The sequence below is a fragment of the Streptomyces sp. NPDC039465 genome (assembly GCF_055639315.1).
In genome coordinates, this window is the sequence record NZ_JBVKAP010000002.1 from 138,004 (window position 1) to 154,350 (window position 16,347).

A 16,347-nucleotide genomic window follows, 5' to 3' on the forward strand; every position below is an offset into this window, starting at 1 on the left:
GATGGATCTGCGACCCGACCCGCTGGTGGACCGGCTCGCCACAACCGTGCGGGGCCGTCTCGCGGCCGGTTCCGGGCCCGCCGACGTGCTCCTCGCGCTGCGCGAGATGGAGGCGCCCGCCTTCGAGGCGGCGGTGGACGCCGGCGGCTTTGACCTCGGTCTCGGCTGCGGCGTGGTGGTCTGCCGCGAACTGGGCCGGCGCGCGCTGCCGGATGTGTACTCCGGCGGCGCGCTGGCCCTGGACGCGCTGCGCGCGGCGGGCGATCCGCAGGGCCTGGCCCCCGCCGTCGCGGAGGGGAAGACCTCGGTCCTCGCGGCGGGGCTCGACCTGCTGACGGCCGGCGCGGGGCGGCCGCCGGTGGCCGTACGGACCGAAGACGGCTGGGAGCTGGCCGGCGCGGTGATGACCGACGACACCGGGCAGTTGGACGCCGGCCGTGTCGTGGCCGTCGCCGCGGCGGACCGGACGCTGCTCGTCCTGCTGGACGCGCCGACCTGGCGCCGACGTGCCACCGCCACCGGTACGCCGGTGGTGCGGCTCGACGTGGACGGGCTGTCCGTACGGGCGGACGAGGTGATCGGCGATCTGGGTACCGGTCGGCCGCCCGAGGACCCTCATGGCGTGCTGGCCCGGGCCCGGGTGCGTCATGCCGCGTACCTGCTGGGGCTGGCCGAAGGCGCGCATCTGCTCGCCGTACGGCACGCCGCCACGCGGCGGCAGTTCGGCCGTCCCGTCCTGGACAACCAGGCCGTCGCGTTCCCGCTGGCGCGGGCGGACGTGGAGCTGTCGGCGCTCGCCCTGCTGATCCGCCGGGCGGCGTGGGCCGCCGACGCGGACGAGCCGTTCGCGCTGGACGCGGTCTCGGCCGTGGCCCAGGCCGCGGAGGCCGCCGTACGCACCGTACGCGTCGCCGTCCAGACGCACGGCGCGCGCGGCATGCGCCGCGACAACCCGGTCCATGACTTCTTCCTCGCCGTCCGGCAGGGCGCGAGCAGGTTCGGCCCGCCCGCCCGGTTGTGGCGCGAGGCCGGCGCCCGCCGGCTGGCCGCCCTGGCCGAGCAGCGGTTGACGACGACAGCAGCGGAGCGAGCCTGAATGTTCATCACGACCACCGTCCCCGAGCCCGTGGCCCTCGCGGACATCGACGTCTTCCCCGCGGAGCTGTACCGCTCGGGGAACCCGCACGCCGTATGGCGCACGCTGCGGTCCGAGGCGCCCGTCTGGCGGCAGACCACCGCCGACGGCACCCCGTTCTGGTCGGTCCACCGGCACCAGGACGTCCTGGACGTGCTGCGTGACACCAGCCGGTTCAGCTCCGCGTACAGCACCATGCTCACCGTTCTCGGCAACGGGGACAGCGCTCGCGGCAAGGCGATCCACCTGATGGATCCGCCCCGGCACGGCATGGTGCGCGGCCGGACGATCTCCACGCTGTCGATGAACGTCATGCGCGCGCAGGAGGAGCGCGTACGGGCCAGGGTGGGCGCTCTGATCGACGGCGCGCTCCGGCAAGGGGAGTGCGACATCGCCGCCCTGGTCGCCGCGCTGCCGATGGCGGTGGCCGGTGATGTCCTCGGCGTTCCCGAGCGGCTGTGGCCCGAGACGACCCGGTGGACGGTCGCCAGCATGGCTCCGGAGGACCCCGCCTACACCACGGGCAACGCCGCGGCCACGCTGATGGAGGCTCATGTCTTCCTGATGACCGTGTTCCAGGAGCTGATCGCCGAGCGCCGCGCCGCGCCGGCCGAGGACCTCGTCACCCGCCTGCTGGGCCTGACCATCGACGGCCGTCCGATCACCGACGACGAGGTCGTGCTCAACTGCTACGCGTTCTTGATGGGGGCCAATCCGACCGTGCCGCAGGCCGCCGCGCACTTCGTGCTGGCTATGGCGCAGAGCGACGATCTGTGGAAGCGGGTCCGGGGCGAGGGTGTCGCGGTGACGGACCTGGTGGAGGAGACGCTGCGCTGGTCCAGCCCGGTCAACCATCTGCTGCGCCGCACCACCGAGGAGGTGCGGCTGGGTGACGAGGTGATCCCGGCCGGCGGTCTCGTGGCGGCGTGGCTGGCCTCGGCCAACCGCGACGAGTCCGTGTTCACCGACCCGTACGTCTTCGATCCCGGACGGCGGCCCAATCCCCATGTGGCGTTCGGCTTCGGTGCCCATCGGTGCATCGGCAACTCGACGGCCCAGTTCGGGCTGCAGATGTTTGTCGAGGAGTTCCTGCGCCGGGTGGAGCAGGTCGAACTCACCGGTGAGGTACGGCACTTGGCGTCGAACTTCCTCAACGGCATCACGTCGCTGCCGGTGCGCATACGCGCCGCGGCCGGATCGGTCTGAGGTGGACGCGTGAGGAATCCGACGAAGCTCGCCGCCTTCGGTGGCGCCGCTCTGGTCCCCCGTGAACAGCGTTCGTTCCCCTGGCCTGTGGTGACGGAGGACGACCGCAAGGCCGTGCTCGCCGTCCTGGACGGCGGCGGGTTCGTGTCCGACGTCGACGGGCCTTCGGCCGTGAGCCTGCTGGAGGAGAGCTGGGCGCGCCGGTGCGCGGTCGACCACTGTGTGGCCACCTCCAACGGAACGACCGGCCTCGCCCTGGCGCTCGCGGCGCTCGGTATCGGTCCGGGTGACGAAGTGATCGTGCCGTCCCTGAGCTTCATCGCCAGCGGGCTTGCACCGCTGCACCAGATGGCGGTCCCGGTCTTCGCGGACGTGGACCCGGTGACGTTCACCCTCGACCCGGCGTCGGTCGAGGCGCTGATCACGCCGCGCACCGCCGCAATCCTGCCGGTGCATCTGCACGGCCACCCGGCCGACATGGACGCCCTGGGCTCCCTCGCCGGCCGGCACGGACTGGCGGTCGTCGAGGATGCCGCCCAGGCCCATGGAGCGAGCTGGCGGGGACGTCCCGTCGGCTCCCTGGGCGACGCGGGCGTGTTCAGTCTCCAGGTCACCAAGAACCTGCCGACCTGCGGCGAGGGCGGACTGGTCACCGTACGCGACGCCGACACCGCCGCGGCGGCCCGGATGTCGCGGGAGTTCGGCGAGGTCATCACGCCCGGCAAGGACCGTGACTACGTGTCGTACCGCCTGGGCTGGAACTACAAGATGAACGCGGTGCAGGCCGCGTTCACCCTGTCCCAGCTGGACCGGTTCGACGACTACGAGGCGGCGCGCCGGCGCCATGTGCCGGAGTTCCTCGCCCGGCTCGCGGAGCTGCCCGGGCTGACCGTTCCCACGGTGGCCGACGGCTGCACGCACGCCTGGCACATCCTGCGCTTCCGCCTCGACTCCGCGGCGGCGGGTCTGGAGGGTGTGGCGCCCGCGGACTTCCGCCGGGTCGTGCACCGGCTGCTGCGGGCCGAGGGCGTCCCGGTCTCGCGCTACCAGCTCATGCCGCTGCCGGAGCAGACCGTCTTCACGGAGCGCACGGGCTTCGGCCGCGGTTACCCCTGGGCCGCCGCCGAGGAGCCTCCGCAGGCCCACTGCCGCACGGCGCGCGCCGTCGTCGAGGATTCCCTGACCCTGCAGAAACGTCACCTGCATCCCGACGCGGGCCCCGCACTCCAGCTCTACGCGGACGCCTTCGACAAGGTGTGGAGCAATCTCGACATCGTCGCGCAGATGGCCAGGGCACGATGACGACGGCGGACGCACCGCACGCGGTGGACTCCCTCGACACGCTCGCCGAGCACGCGCGCCGCATCCGGCACCACATCGTGGACATGTGCGCCGGGCCGGAGGGCGGGCATCTGGGCGGCTCCCTGTCCATGGCGGACATCCTCACGGTCCTGTACTTCAGGACGCTGCGGGTGGATCCCGGCCGCCCGGACTGGGCCGGGCGCGACGTCTTCCTCCTGAGCAAGGGGCACGGCGCGATCGGCCTGTACGCCACGCTGGCCGAGCGCGGCTTCTTCCCCGCCGACCGGCTGGCCGGATACGGCACGTCGGCCGGGCCCCTGATGGGGCATCCGGTGCGGGAGGTCCCTGGGGTGGAGATGCCGACCGGCTCCCTGGGGCACGGGCTGGCCCTGGGCCTCGGCTTCGCCCTGGGCGCCCGGCTGGACGGCACCGGACGCCGGACCTTCGTCCTGCTGGGCGACGGCGAACTGCAGGAAGGATCCTCCTGGGAGGCCGCCATGTGCGCGTCCGCGCAGAACGCGGACAATCTGATCGCCGTCGTCGACCGCAACGGTCTTCAGCTGGCCGGTGCCACCGAGGACACCTGCGCCCTGGAGCCGCTGGCGGACAAGTGGCGTGCGTTCGGCTGGGAGGTCCGTGAGGTCGACGGGCATGACCACGCCCGGCTCGCCGAGGCCTTCGACGCGGCTCCCTTCGTGCCGGGCCGGCCGTCCGTGGTCATCGCCCGCACGGTGAAGGGGCAGGGCCTGCCCTTCGCCGCCGGAAAGACCTCCAGTCACTACGCCACGCTGCCGGCCAGGATCGCGCTGCGGGCCCACCGGGCGCTGGACGCCGCAGGGGAGGCCCGCCGATGAGTGAGGCACGGCCCGCGGAGGCGAACCCGGCCACCCGCCATGTCTACCGCGACGAACTCGTGCGGCTGATGCGTCACGATCCGCGGCTGGTCGCCCTCGACACGGACACCGGCCTGTTCGCCGGGGTCGACTTCGAGGAGGCGACGGACCGCTATGTGAACGTCGGGATCGCCGAGCAGAACATGATGGGTGTGGCCGCCGGTCTGGCGGCCTCGGGGCGGATCCCGTTCGTCCACACCATGGCGACCTTCGCGGCCACCCGCGCTCTGGAGGCCGTGAAGATCGACATCGCCTACAACCAGCTGCCGGTGCGCATCGTGGCGACCCACGGGGGCGTGTCGTCGGGCCATCTCGGTCCGACCCACCAGTCGTTGGAGGACCTCGCCGTCATGCGGGCCCTGCCCCATATGACGGTGGTGGTGCCGGGCGACTCCCGCGGTCTGGTCTCGCTCCTCGGGCAGCTGGCCGACTGCCCAGGACCGGTGTACGTACGGCTGGGACGCAAGGCGACGCCGCCGCTGCCGGACGCGGACGAGCCGGTCCTCGGCCGGCTCCAGACCCTGCGTCCCGGCCGGGACGTGGTGATCGTGTCCACCGGGCCCCTGGCCGTGGCCCGGTCGCTGGCCGCCGCCGAGCGGCTGGCCACCGCCGGAATCGACACCGCCGTGCTGCACGCGCACACGCTCAAGCCGTTCGACGAGCACGGCCTGTCGGCGGCCGTCGACGGGGCCGCGCTGGTCGTGACCGTCGAGGAGCACTGGCGGACCGGCGGGCTCGGCTCGGCCGTCGCCGAGGTACTTGCCGGATCCGCGCCCCGCCGGGTGCTGCGGATCGGGATGCCCGACGACTTCGTACGGGTCGTCGGGACCCAGGAGGAACTGCTCGACGGAGCCGGAATCACGGCGGCCGCAATCGCCGGCGAGGTCCGTCGCGCACTGTCGGAACACGGCGCCGTGGGCGTCGTGCCGTATCGGAAGGAGAACGGTCCGGATGTGGATCTGCCCCGAGTGTGACGCCCCGGTGGTGCTGACCGGCGAGGTGCACCTCAACGAGGTCGTCGACTGTGCCGACTGCCGCAGTGAGCTGGAGGTCGTCGGCAAGGAGCCGCCGTTGCTCGCCCTCGCGCCGGAGGTCGAGGAGGACTGGGGCGAATGAGCCCTGGGGACGGGGGAGCCGTCGCGGTCGTCGCGTCGCGCGTGCGGGTGGAGGAGAAGCGTCTCCTGACGGAGCTGCGGCGGCGCGGCGCCGATCCGGTGCACGTCGACGCACGGCGCCTGTGGTCCGCGGCGGACGGTACGCCGAGCCCCTGGGCGACCGTGCTCAACCGCGAGATCGGACACAGCCGGGCCGTCCAGGCGGCACGTACCCTCCAGGCGCGCGGCGCCCGGGTGGTCAACCGGGCCGAGGCCGCGGAGGTGTGCGGCGACAAGTGGCGGACCACGCTGGCGCTGCGCGCGGCGGGTGTGCCCGTCCCGCGTACGGCGCTGGCGCTCACGCCCGAGGCGGCCCTGGAGGCGCTGGATTCCCTGGGGTACCCGGCGGTCGTGAAACCGCTCGTCGGATCGTGGGGACGGCTCGTGACGCCGGTGCCGGACCGCCGGACCGCCGTCACCGTCCTCGAGTACATCGCCGCGCTTCCCTCGCCCCACCAGCACCACGTGTATGTGCAGGAACTGGTGGACAAGCCGGGGCGGGACCTCCGGGTGCTCGTGGTCGGCGACGAGGTCGTCGGCGCCACCTACCGGGTCGGCGAGGACCTGCGTACCAACGTGGCACGCGGCGGAACCGTCAGGCGCTGCACGCCGACGGACGACATCACCAAGCTGGCGCTCGCCGCGGCCGAGGCAACCGGGGCGGACATCGGCGGCGTGGATCTGATCGAGGACGGGGACGGGAACATGTACGTGCTGGAGGTCAACGACCGGGTGGAGTTCGCCGGACTCCAGAGCGCCTTGGGCGACGACGTGGACGTCGCCGCGCGTATGGTCGACCATCTGCTGGCCGTGGGGCGCTGATGGTGGACGTGGCGATCGTCGGCGGATCCGGCTACGTCGGGGGCGAACTGCTCCGGCTGCTGCTGTGCCACCCGCGGGTCACCGTCGCGGCGGTCACCTCCGAGCGGCTCGCGGGACGCCGGGTAGACGGCGCGCACCCGAATCTGCGCGGGCTGACCGATCTGCGTTTCGTCCCGCCGTCCGCGCTGGGCGGCCACGACGTGGTGCTGGTGGCGGCGCCGCACACGGAGGTGATGGGCGGGATCGAGAAGTACCTGTCCCTGGGCCGCTGCCTGATCGATCTGTCCGCCGACTTCCGGCTGCGCGACGCCGAGCGGTTCGCCCACTACTACGGGATGCCGCACGCCGCCCCGGAGCTGCTCGGCACCTTCGCCACCGGACTGCCCGAGCTCCACCGCGACCGGATCCGCGCGGCCGACCGGATCAGCGTGCCCGGCTGCATGGCCACCGCCGCCGTGCTCGCCCTCCATCCGCTGGCCGCCGCGGGACTCCTCGACGGGCCCGTCGCCGTCGACGCGCGCACCGGATCGAGCGGTTCGGGCGCCACCGCCGGCCCCGCCAACACCCATGCCGAACGCAGCGGGGCCATGCGGGTGTTCGCGCCGCTCGGCCATCGCCATGAGGCCGAGGTGGCCCAGGAGATCGGCCGGCGGGTACGGATGTCGGCCACCGGCGTCGAGGCCGTGCGCGGAGTGCAGGTGCTCTGCCGCGCTCCCCTCACCGAGGGCACCGGCACGGCGGCCGTGCGGGCCGCCTTCACCAGGGCCTACGCGGACGAACGCTTCGTCCGCGTGGTCGCCCACCGCCGCGGCACCTACCGCCTCCCCGAACCCAAGATCCTTTCCGGTACGAACTACTGCGACGTCGGTTACGCCGTCGACGAGGAGGACGGCACGGTCACGGCCGTCGGCGCGCTCGACAACCTCATGAAGGGCGCCGCCGGGAACGCGGTGCAATGCCTCAACGTACGGCAGGGCTGGCCCGAACATCTCGGGCTGGAGTTCCCCGGCCTGCATCCGGTGTGAGCGGGGAGAGGCGGATGGACGGAACGTACCGCGACGGCGCGGCCGACGACAGTTACGCCGCCGCGCTGCTCAAGTCGATGCTGGAGATCCCCTCCGTGTCGTACGCGGAGGCCGAGCTGGCCAAGCACCTCGTCGGTGAGTTGCGGGCGCTGGGCTTCGACGCTCGTCTGGACGAGGTCGGCAACGTCATCGGGGAGATCGACCGGGGGCCGGGGCCGACGGTGATGCTCGTCGGTCACATGGACACGGTGTCCGGCACCGTACCCGTGCGGATCGAGGACGGATGGCTGCACGGGCGGGGCGCCGTCGACGCCAAGGGACCGCTGGCCGCCATGATCTGCGCGGCCGTCAGGGCGCGGGACTTCCGCGGGCGGGTGGTCGTGGTGGGAGCCGTGGAGGAGGAGACGCCCGGTTCGCGCGGCGCGATGCACCTGCGCGGCAGCCACCCCAAACCGGACGCGGTGATCATCGGTGAACCGAGCGGCTGGTCCGGCGTCGCCATCGGCTACAAGGGCAAGCTGGATCTGCTGTACCGGGTGGAGTGCGAGGCCACCCATCCGAGCAATCCCCGCCCGAAGGCCTCCGAGCTGGCCGCGCTCGCCTGGACCGAGCTCCTCGACATCCTGGGCCCGGACGCCTCGCACCTGACCTTCGACACCCCCGGCGCCACGCTCGTCTCGATCGAGGCCGGGCTCACCTCCGCCGTGGCCGAGTTCAGCGTCCGTATCCCACCGGGCTTCGACATCGAAGGGCTGTCGGCGGAGCTTCGCAGGCGCCTGCCGGCCGGCACGGTGGACGTGCTCAACGCGGTGACGGCGTGCCGGGTACCGCGCAGCGATCCGGTCGTACGCGCCCTGTGCCGCTCGATCAGCGAACAGGGCGGCACGCCCCGGAGCAAGGTGAAGACGGCCACCTCCGACATGAACACCCTGGCCGAGGTCTGGAACGTACCGATGGCGACCTACGGACCCGGCGACAGCAAGCTGGACCACAGCGACGCCGAACGGATCCATCTGGACGAGTATCTGCGCGGCATCAATGTGCTGGCCGGCGCGCTCACCACGCTCAGCCGGCTCCAGTTGACCGAAGAGGAGGCGGAAGGATGAGGGGTACGCGCACCGTGGCACGCCGCCTGGCCGGTCTGGGCGCCCGGAGAAGGGCGCTGCTCACGCTGGAGCTGATGCGGCTGCACGCGCGGTCGCAGGGCGTGGACGCGCCGTCGGGGGACCACTCCCCCGGCTCGCCCGCCGGCTGGCAGCAGGAACGGGAGTGGCTCCTGGATCTGCTGGGGGCCGGTCAGGCGCGGCTGCTGGCGGTGGCGGCTCGCAAGGAGGGCGCTCCGGACCTGGATGCGCTCGGCGCGGCCCTGCGCACGGTGTGCGACCGGCATCCGGTCCTGCGCACCGGAGTGCGGCAGGAAGCGGGCGGTGAGGTGCGGCAGTTCACGGTCGCCACCGAGTCCCCCGAGTCCCCCGAGGCGCTGGTGGAGGTCGTCGACGGCCCGCTGCCGACGGACCTGGACGACCTGGGGACCTGGCCGGCCGTCCAGCTGTCGCGTCCCCCGTTGCTGCGGGCGCTGGTGCTCCGCGACCTCCCCGGCGGGCGGTGGGCGCTGGTGCTCGTCGCGCACCGGGTCGCGGTGGACGAACCCTCGCTGCGGATCCTGCTGCGGGAGTGCGAGCAGGCGTACGTCCTGCTGAGCGCGGGGCAGGAGGTCGATCCGGCGCCGGCCCCGCCAGCGACCGCCGTGTGGTCATCCCCCGAAGAGCCCTCGGACGGCGCGGCGGCGGACCACTGGCGAGACGTGTTCGCCCACGCGGCCCCGGCCAGGCCCGCCCACGGGATCCGGGGGACACGGGAGGGGGGCACGCCGACCGCCCACGTGACGATGCGCGTTCCCGCCGCGCTCGTACGGCGCGTGGAGCGCTTCGCCGAGCGGCGGGAGGTGGCGCCGTTCACGGTGCTCGCGGCCGGTTTCGCGTCGGTGATCGCCCGCTGGTCGGGCGAGAGCCGGGTGCTGACCGGTACGGAGACCGGGGGCAGGACCGCCCCACCGGGCGTGGTCGGGCCCTTCACGGTGGTGCTGCCGTTACGTGTCGACCTCGGCGGGGACCCCGGGTTCGGCACGCTGGTGGAGCGCCTGCAGACGGAGTGGCGGCGGGCGGTGGAGTTCCGGGACGCTCCCCTTGGGCGGATCGCACGCGCCGCCGCGCCCACGGGCGGCGCCGAGCCGCTCCTGCGGCATCTGATGACGCTGGACGACGCACCCGTCGACGAGGACGTGATCGTGCCGTTGGCGCCGCACGCGCGGGCCGAGCTCGACGTACGGCTGCGGCGTCTGCCGGACGGGTCGCTGGAGGGCCGGGTGGTCCACGCGGCCGGCCCGTTCGACGAGGCGACTGCCCGGCGGTTCACCGACGCCTGGCTGCGGCTCCTGGACGAAGGCGTCGCCGACCCGGAGCGTGCGGTGTCACGGCTGCCGTTGCTGAGCGCCGAGGAGCGCGACCGGATCGTGCGGGAGGCCCGCGCCGGGCTGCCGGTCGCCGAAGGGCCGCTCGTACCCGCCTGGTTCGAGGCGCAGGCGGATGCCACCCCGGACGCGGACGCAGTCGTGGACCCTGACGGCCAGACCATGACGTACCGTCAGCTGGACCGCGCCGCCAACCGGTTGGCGCACCACCTTGCCGGGCTCGGCGTCGGCGCCGAGGACCGGGTCGCGGTCTGTCTGGACCGGGGGGCCGACCTGAGCGTCGCGGTGCTCGGCATCCTCAAGGCGGGCGGCGCGTACCTGCCCATCGGCCCCGACCTCCCGGCCCAGCGGGTCGGCCGGCTGCTGGCGGACGGGCGGCCCAGCGCCGTGCTGACCTCGGCCGACCGGCTCTCCGCGCTACGGCCGTGCGCCCCGGACACACCGCTCGTCGACGTGGGCGACCGGCGGATCGGCGAAGCCCCCGAGACGCGACCCGCTGTCGCGCTGCGGGGCGAGCAGGCCGCCTATGTGCTGTACACCTCCGGTTCGACGGGACACCCGAAGGGGGCCGTCAACACCCATGCCGGTCTGGCGTCCCGGCTGCGCTGGGCGCGCGACCTCCACAGTGTCGGGGCGGCCGACCGGGTCCTGCACAAGACGCCGGTCAGCTTCGACGTCTCGGTCTGGGAGCTGCTGCTGCCCCTGGTGACGGGGGCGACGCTCGTCCACACCAAGCCGGGCGGTCACCGCGACCCCGGCCATCTGCACCAGCTGCTCGACGAGCAGCGGATCACCCTGTGTCACTTCGTCCCTTCCATGCTGAGTGTGTTCCTGGAGTGGCCGCCCCAGCCGCACCCGCATCTGCGGCGGGTGCTGTGCAGCGGCGAGGAGCTGACGCCCGACCTCGCCCGGTCCTTCCTGGACCGTTGTCCCGGCGCCGAACTACACAATCTCTACGGGCCCACCGAGGCGGCGATCGATGTCAGCGCCCACCAGGTCACCGCGCCAGTGCCGCCCGGCCGCATCCCCATCGGCGCCGCGGTCCCGGGTGTCGAGCTGCATGTGCTGGACCGGCACCGAGAACCGCTGCCGGCGGGCGTCGCGGGCGAGCTGTACATCGGCGGGGTCCAGCTGGCCCGCGGCTACCACGACCGGCCCGACCTGACGGCCGAGCGGTTCGTCGCCCACCCCTTCGCTCCCGGGGAGCGGCTCTACGCCACCGGGGACAGGGCCCGTCGACTGCCCGACGGCACCTTCGAGTACCTCGGCCGGCTGGACACCCAGGTCAAGATCCGCGGCCAGCGCGTCGAGCCCGACGAGGTCGAGGCCGTACTGCGGGAACACCCCGATGTCACGGCCGCCGCGGTGGTCGCGCGGACCGACCCGGCCGGCGAGACGTACCTGGCCGGGTACGCGGTCTGCGCGGACCGGACGACGGATCCCGCCGCGCTGGGCACGTTCCTCGCGGAGCGGCTGCCCGGCTTCATGGTTCCGGGCGCTCTGCGCGTCCTGGAGTCCTTGCCGGTCTCGGCCAACGGGAAGACCGACCGGAAGGCGCTGCCCCCGGTGAGCCCGGACGGTGTGCACGGTGAGGGGTTCCTCGCTCCGCGCACCGCGCTCGAGGAGCGGGTGGCAGGCGTGTGGGCGGAGGTGCTCGGCGTCGAACGGGTCGGTGTCCGGGACGACTTCATCGGCGTCGGCGGCCATTCGCTGGCGGCGGCCCGGCTGCTGGCCCGCGTCCGGGAGACGAGCGGTGTGGACCTCCCTCTCGCGACGCTGCTCTCCGGGGCGGCCACCGTGGAGCGGATGGCGCAGCTGCTGCACAAGGAACTGATCGCGCGGGTCGCGCCGGGCGTGCTGGCGGAGACCCTCGACCGCATCGAGGCGATGCCGGAGGCCGAGGTGAGCCGGAATCTCGCCCCGTACGCACCCTGAACCCCCTTCGCTGGCCCACGGCCACCGATCCGAACCGACAGGTGAAGAGGCGGACATGCTCCATCCCCGCAGGGCCGGACGCCCAGGCGCTGCGCTCGTACTGACCGTGCTGTTCGTGCTCGGCGCGTGGTGGGCTCCGGGCGCGGCCGTCGCGGCGGAGAGCACGGCCACGTTCGACGGCGCCGCCGTCGACCGCTATGTCCGCGACTACCTCGACCGGACCGGTCTGCCGGGCGCCGCCGTCGCCGTGACGAAGGGCGACCGGACGCTGCATGTGTCCGGGTACGGCACGACGTCGGAGGGGAAGCGGGTCGGCGGGTCCACCCGTTTCCCGGTGGCGTCGCTGAGCAAGACGTTCACCGCGCTGGCCGTGATGCAGCTCGTCGAAGCGCGCAAGGTCTCTCTCGACAGACCGGTGCGGGACTATCTGCCGGCGTTCACGGTGGACGATCCGCGGGGTGCCCGCATCACGGTCGGACAGCTGCTCGACCAGACCTCCGGCATGTCGGACGGCACCTTCGCGGAGAAACGGGAGAAACAGCCGCGTTCCACCGAGGAGGCCGTCGGAAGGTTACGGTCGGCGAAACTGGCGAGCGATCCGGGAAGCGCCTACCACTACCACAACCCAAATTTCCATGTGCTCGCCCGGCTGGTCGAGGTGGTCAGCGGCGAGAAGTACGGGACCTATCTCGAACGGAATATTTTCGACCGCGTCGGGATGAAGAACACGACCACTGCCGAAACCACCCGGAATGGGTTTCCGGGGGTATCCGAAGGACATGTCTTCGCCTACGGGGCGGAAATCGCCATGGCGGAGCCGGAATGGTATCTCGCGGGTGCCGCCGACATCATCAGCACGGCCGACGACATGGCGAAGTGGCTGGCGGTGCAGAACAACGACGGAGTGGCCGCGAATGGTGTGCGCATTGTCGGTGCGGAATCGGTGCGGCTGATGCACACGCCGTCCGGGAAACAGGGAAAGTACGGGCTCGGATGGGAGTTCCGGCGGCCGGACGGCAAGAATCCGCAGCTCGGTCACGGCGGTGCGTGTTTCACGTTCAGCGCGGAGGCCGTGCTCCTGCCGGAGGAGGGGTACGGCGTGGCCGTGCTCACCAACGGCGGGTTCGTGCTGACCGTCACGGACGCCTACCCGCTGGCGCAGGGGGTGGTGGCGCTCGTCGAGGGCCGGCAGCCCGAGGCGGGCGGGCCGGGCCGGGTGTACGCCGATGTGCTCCTGGCCGCGCTGACGGTCGGGGTGCTGGTCCTTGCCGTCCGGGGCGTGGCGCGCGCCCGGCGCTGGGCGCGGCTCCGGGCCGGCGGGCCGGTGTGGATCCCGGTGGTCCGGCTGCTGCCGTTGCTTGTGCCCGTCGCCGTGCTGATGTGGTTTCCGCAGGTCGCGAGCCTCGCGGGCGGTGGCGTGGATCTGTCCCGGCTGGAGGCGGCGTACGTCTGGCCCGCGCTCAGCGTGCTGGTCGCCGTGGCCGGGCTGTGCTGCGCGGCGGTGCTGTCGGTCCGGGTCGTGGCCCTGGCCGGGGCGCGGCGCGGGGCGCCGGAGGCACCCGCGCCGGCCCCGGGATGAGCCCGCCGGGCGGTGGCCGTCACCCCGCGAGCGTGAGCTCCGTTCCGGCGCCGGCCAGCGCGCCGGTCAGCGGGTCCGGCACCCGGCCGTCGGCGATCCGCACCTGGGCTACGCCGCCGAGCAGGGCTTCACGGGCGGCGAGCAGTTTGCGGTGCATGCCGGCGCTCGCCGCGTGCGGGGCCGGGCCCTCCGCGGGCAGGGCGTACCTGGTCAGGACGGTGGATTCGTCCGACACCTCGCGCAGCAGGCCGGGTGCCGCGGTGAGCAGGATCAGACGGTCGGCGCCGAGGGCCGCGGCGACGGCGGCGGCCATCCGGTCGGCGTCGACGTTGAGCGGCCCGCCCTCGTCACCGAGGGCGGGCGGGGAGAGGACCGGGGTGACTCCGTCACGCAGCAGCGTGTGCAGGACGGTCGGATCGACCTCGCCGATGCGCCCGCTGAGGTCGTCCCTGATCAGCCGGACGCGTCCGTTCTCCACCGACCGGCGCGGGCCCTTGCGGGCGGCGCGGACGACCGCCGCGTCCAGCCCGGTGAGTCCGACGGCGGGGATCCCCTCGGCGGCGAGGGCGCGCAGGAAGCGTGGCTTCACGCGGCCGGCCATGGCGAGGGTGAGCACGTCGACGAGAGCCGCGTCCGAATATCTGCTGACCATGCCGTCGGGGGCTTGGATTTCCCGGAGCGGAACCCCCATTTCATGGGCCACCCGCGCGATTTCCGCCGCTCCGCCGTGGACGATGACGACGCGTTCGCCACGGCGCCGAAGAACGGCCGCGTCCGCGCATAAGGAGACCGGGTCGATGGCATCGCTGCCGCCGCATTTGACTACCGTGAGTGCTGGAGTTGAAGACAATTTCTGACCCTTCGTGAACGACGTTCCCGTGAAGTGGCCGGCGTCTGGGAACGATATCGGCGGACGAGACCCGGAAACCGGGCCTGTGAGGTAGGTCACATCGATCTTTCTATTGCGGACAGGAGCGTACGGTTGTTAGCCTCCTGAAGGTGCCGATCTATTATCGAGCGTATGAGGCCCGCACCTTGAATCGCTTTCCCGGATGGCCGGGAAAAGGCGACCCGGATTCACTCGTATTCATCGATGAATCATTGACCGTCCGAGCCGATCCGATGGTGGACGCGGAAATCCTCCATGCAGACGACTCGGCAGCCTGGCGAGATTTCTGTCGTGATGAACTGGCGTTCGAAGTGCCGGACTGGGATGCCGAATCGGAGACGGTTCGCAAGAGCCTTCGCGGCTGATCCCCGCACGGACGACGCGGTGGGACCAAAAACTTCGGGGAGTTATGCACACGCTTACGGCGGACCGTTATGAGCTTTCCCAGCTGATCGAGATCGCGCGCACCCGGCAGCAGATCGAACTGTCCCCGGAGGTACGGGAACAGATCCTCGCCGGACGGAAGTTCGTGGACGTCCTCGCCCGCGGAGACGAGCACGTCTACGGCGTCAACACCGGCTTCGGGTCCCTGTGCGAGACCCGGGTGGAGCCCTCCCAGGTCGAGGAACTCCAGTACAACCACGTGCTGTCACACGCCTGCGGCGTCGGCGAGCCGATCGACGAGGACATCGCGCGCCTGGTGGTCCTCAACAAGCTGCTCACCCTGCGCAGCGGACGCACCGGAGTCTCCCTGGAGACGGTCGAGGCACTGCTCGCGCTGTGGAACGCGGAGATCATCCCCGCGATCCCGGCCAAGGGCACCGTCGGAGCCAGCGGCGACCTCGCCCCGCTCGCCCATATGTCCCTGCCCCTGCTCGGGCTCGGCCAGGTCCACTGGAAGGGCCAACTCGTCGCGTCCCGTACGGCGTTGGACGAAGCCGGTCTGGAGCCGATCCGTCTGCGCTCCAAGGACGGACTGGCCCTCACCAACGGCGTGCAGTACATCAACGCCATCGCCGCGAGCGCCGTGCACCGCGCCCGGCAGCTGTCGGCCTGCGCCGACGTGGTGGCGTCGCTGAGCCTCCAGGCGTTCAGCTGCGGCAGTACGTTCTACGACGACCTGTACCACAGCACCTCGCTCAACGTGCACCGGCGGCTGGTGTCCGACAACCTCCGCACCCTCACCGCCGGCAGCAACCACGACTCCCTGTCGACGTGCAACAAGTCGCGTCAGGACCCGTACTCCTTCCGCTGCCTGCCCCAGGTCCACGCGGCGGCGCGCCAGATGATCCGGTTCACCCACGAGGTCATCGAGGAGGAATGCAACGGAGTCTCCGACAACCCCCTCTTCTTCGCCGAGGAGGAGAAGGTCCTCATGGGGGGCAACCTCCACGGCGAGTCGACCGCGATGGCGATGGACTCGCTGGCGATCGCCGTGGCCGAGCTGGCCAGCATCTCGGAACGGCGCGGCTACCAGCTGCTCTCCGGCACCCGGGGCCTGCCCGACTTCCTGACCTCCAACCCCGGCCTCCACTCCGGGTTCATGGTCGCCCAGTACTCCGCCGCCGCCCTGGTCAACCAGAACAAGACGCTGGCCCACCCGGCGAGCGTCGACACCATCCCCACCTGCCAGCTGCAGGAAGACCATGTGAGCATGGGCGGCACCGCCGGCCTCAAGCTCCTGGAGATCCTCGACAACACCGAGTACGTGCTCGGTATCGAGCTCATGCTCGCGGCCCAGGCCGTCGAGATGAACGCCGAACTCGAAGCCTCCCAGCCCGCCGCCGAGATCCTCAAGGCGTTCCGCGAGGTCGTCCCCTCCCTCGGCGAGGACCGGGTGCTCAACGAGGACATGGAGATCGCCCGCGAGTTCGTCACGACCCGGGCCCAGGAATGGATCGACCGCTTCGGCCTGAGTTGGTGAGCACACCCGGAGG

Annotated in this window: 14 protein-coding genes; 13 read left to right on the forward strand and 1 reads right to left on the reverse strand. The window is 72.2% G+C overall.

Annotation, left to right across the window (positions count from 1 at the left end; all coding sequences use genetic code 11):
* Position 1: 1 nt before the first annotated feature.
* From ACZ7LT_RS06865 to ACZ7LT_RS06915, 11 genes are read left to right on the forward strand one after another with little or no spacing between them, the layout of a single operon-like run.
* On the forward strand, positions 2-1,096 hold the full coding sequence (locus ACZ7LT_RS06865; RefSeq protein WP_471234926.1) for an acyl-CoA dehydrogenase family protein: 1,095 nt from the start codon (positions 2-4) through the stop codon (positions 1,094-1,096).
* A complete protein-coding gene (locus ACZ7LT_RS06870; protein WP_471234927.1) occupies positions 1,097-2,341 on the forward strand; it encodes a cytochrome P450 in 1,245 nt (414 codons plus the stop codon).
* A 9-nt stretch (positions 2,342-2,350) separates the two neighbouring features.
* Positions 2,351-3,643 carry a DegT/DnrJ/EryC1/StrS family aminotransferase gene (locus ACZ7LT_RS06875; protein WP_471234928.1) on the forward strand — a complete coding sequence of 431 codons (1,293 nt, stop codon included), beginning with the start codon at positions 2,351-2,353 and terminating at the stop codon, positions 3,641-3,643.
* Positions 3,640-4,497, forward strand: coding sequence for a transketolase (locus tag ACZ7LT_RS06880; RefSeq protein ID WP_471234929.1), 858 nt, complete (start codon positions 3,640-3,642; stop codon positions 4,495-4,497). The genes ACZ7LT_RS06875 and ACZ7LT_RS06880 overlap by 4 nt, the downstream gene beginning before the upstream one ends.
* Positions 4,494-5,510 (forward strand): transketolase family protein, encoded by a 1,017-nt coding sequence (locus tag ACZ7LT_RS06885; protein ID WP_471234930.1) that lies wholly within the window; start codon positions 4,494-4,496, stop codon positions 5,508-5,510. Before ACZ7LT_RS06880 ends, ACZ7LT_RS06885 begins: the two co-directional genes overlap by 4 nt.
* Positions 5,488-5,652 carry a lysine biosynthesis protein LysW gene (locus tag ACZ7LT_RS06890; RefSeq protein WP_471234931.1) on the forward strand — a complete coding sequence of 55 codons (165 nt, stop codon included), beginning with the start codon at positions 5,488-5,490 and terminating at the stop codon, positions 5,650-5,652. Before ACZ7LT_RS06885 ends, ACZ7LT_RS06890 begins: the two co-directional genes overlap by 23 nt.
* Positions 5,649-6,512, forward strand: coding sequence for a RimK family alpha-L-glutamate ligase (locus tag ACZ7LT_RS06895; protein WP_471234932.1), 864 nt, complete (start codon positions 5,649-5,651; stop codon positions 6,510-6,512). The genes ACZ7LT_RS06890 and ACZ7LT_RS06895 overlap by 4 nt, the downstream gene beginning before the upstream one ends.
* Positions 6,512-7,537 carry an N-acetyl-gamma-glutamyl-phosphate reductase gene (argC, locus tag ACZ7LT_RS06900; RefSeq protein WP_471234933.1) on the forward strand — a complete coding sequence of 342 codons (1,026 nt, stop codon included), beginning with the start codon at positions 6,512-6,514 and terminating at the stop codon, positions 7,535-7,537. Before ACZ7LT_RS06895 ends, argC begins: the two co-directional genes overlap by 1 nt.
* Before the next feature lie 14 nt (positions 7,538-7,551).
* A complete protein-coding gene (locus tag ACZ7LT_RS06905; protein WP_471234934.1) occupies positions 7,552-8,643 on the forward strand; it encodes a M20/M25/M40 family metallo-hydrolase in 1,092 nt (363 codons plus the stop codon).
* On the forward strand, positions 8,640-11,942 hold the full coding sequence (locus tag ACZ7LT_RS06910; RefSeq protein ID WP_471234935.1) for a non-ribosomal peptide synthetase: 3,303 nt from the start codon (positions 8,640-8,642) through the stop codon (positions 11,940-11,942). The genes ACZ7LT_RS06905 and ACZ7LT_RS06910 overlap by 4 nt, the downstream gene beginning before the upstream one ends.
* Before the next feature lie 55 nt (positions 11,943-11,997).
* Complete coding sequence (locus ACZ7LT_RS06915) at positions 11,998-13,521, forward strand: serine hydrolase domain-containing protein (protein WP_471234936.1); 1,524 nt, start codon at positions 11,998-12,000, stop codon at positions 13,519-13,521.
* Positions 13,522-13,540: 19 nt separating this feature from the next.
* Here the strand turns inward: ACZ7LT_RS06915 and ACZ7LT_RS06920 are convergent, their stop codons facing one another.
* Positions 13,541-14,470, reverse strand: a complete 930-nt coding sequence (locus tag ACZ7LT_RS06920; RefSeq protein ID WP_471234937.1) for a [LysW]-aminoadipate kinase — start codon at positions 14,468-14,470, stop codon at positions 13,541-13,543.
* A gap of 50 nt (positions 14,471-14,520) precedes the next feature.
* Between ACZ7LT_RS06920 and ACZ7LT_RS06925 the strand changes: the two genes are divergently transcribed.
* Positions 14,521-14,775, forward strand: a complete 255-nt coding sequence (locus ACZ7LT_RS06925) for a hypothetical protein (protein WP_471234938.1) — start codon at positions 14,521-14,523, stop codon at positions 14,773-14,775.
* Between the two features lie 44 nt (positions 14,776-14,819).
* On the forward strand, positions 14,820-16,334 hold the full coding sequence (gene hutH, locus ACZ7LT_RS06930; protein ID WP_471234939.1) for a histidine ammonia-lyase: 1,515 nt from the start codon (positions 14,820-14,822) through the stop codon (positions 16,332-16,334).
* The last annotated feature ends 13 nt before the right edge of the window (positions 16,335-16,347 follow it).

Coding starts and splice junctions, on each gene's coding strand:
- ACZ7LT_RS06865 (WP_471234926.1), top strand. CDS start 2: ATGGATCTGCGACCCGACCCGCTGGTGGACCGGCTCGCCACAACCGTG.
- ACZ7LT_RS06915 (WP_471234936.1), top strand. CDS start 11,998: ATGCTCCATCCCCGCAGGGCCGGACGCCCAGGCGCTGCGCTCGTACTG.
- ACZ7LT_RS06870 (WP_471234927.1), top strand. CDS start 1,097: ATGTTCATCACGACCACCGTCCCCGAGCCCGTGGCCCTCGCGGACATC.
- ACZ7LT_RS06880 (WP_471234929.1), top strand. CDS start 3,640: ATGACGACGGCGGACGCACCGCACGCGGTGGACTCCCTCGACACGCTC.
- ACZ7LT_RS06885 (WP_471234930.1), top strand. CDS start 4,494: ATGAGTGAGGCACGGCCCGCGGAGGCGAACCCGGCCACCCGCCATGTC.
- hutH (WP_471234939.1), top strand. CDS start 14,820: ATGCACACGCTTACGGCGGACCGTTATGAGCTTTCCCAGCTGATCGAG.
- ACZ7LT_RS06890 (WP_471234931.1), top strand. CDS start 5,488: ATGTGGATCTGCCCCGAGTGTGACGCCCCGGTGGTGCTGACCGGCGAG.
- ACZ7LT_RS06910 (WP_471234935.1), top strand. CDS start 8,640: ATGAGGGGTACGCGCACCGTGGCACGCCGCCTGGCCGGTCTGGGCGCC.
- argC (WP_471234933.1), top strand. CDS start 6,512: ATGGTGGACGTGGCGATCGTCGGCGGATCCGGCTACGTCGGGGGCGAA.
- ACZ7LT_RS06895 (WP_471234932.1), top strand. CDS start 5,649: ATGAGCCCTGGGGACGGGGGAGCCGTCGCGGTCGTCGCGTCGCGCGTG.
- ACZ7LT_RS06905 (WP_471234934.1), top strand. CDS start 7,552: ATGGACGGAACGTACCGCGACGGCGCGGCCGACGACAGTTACGCCGCC.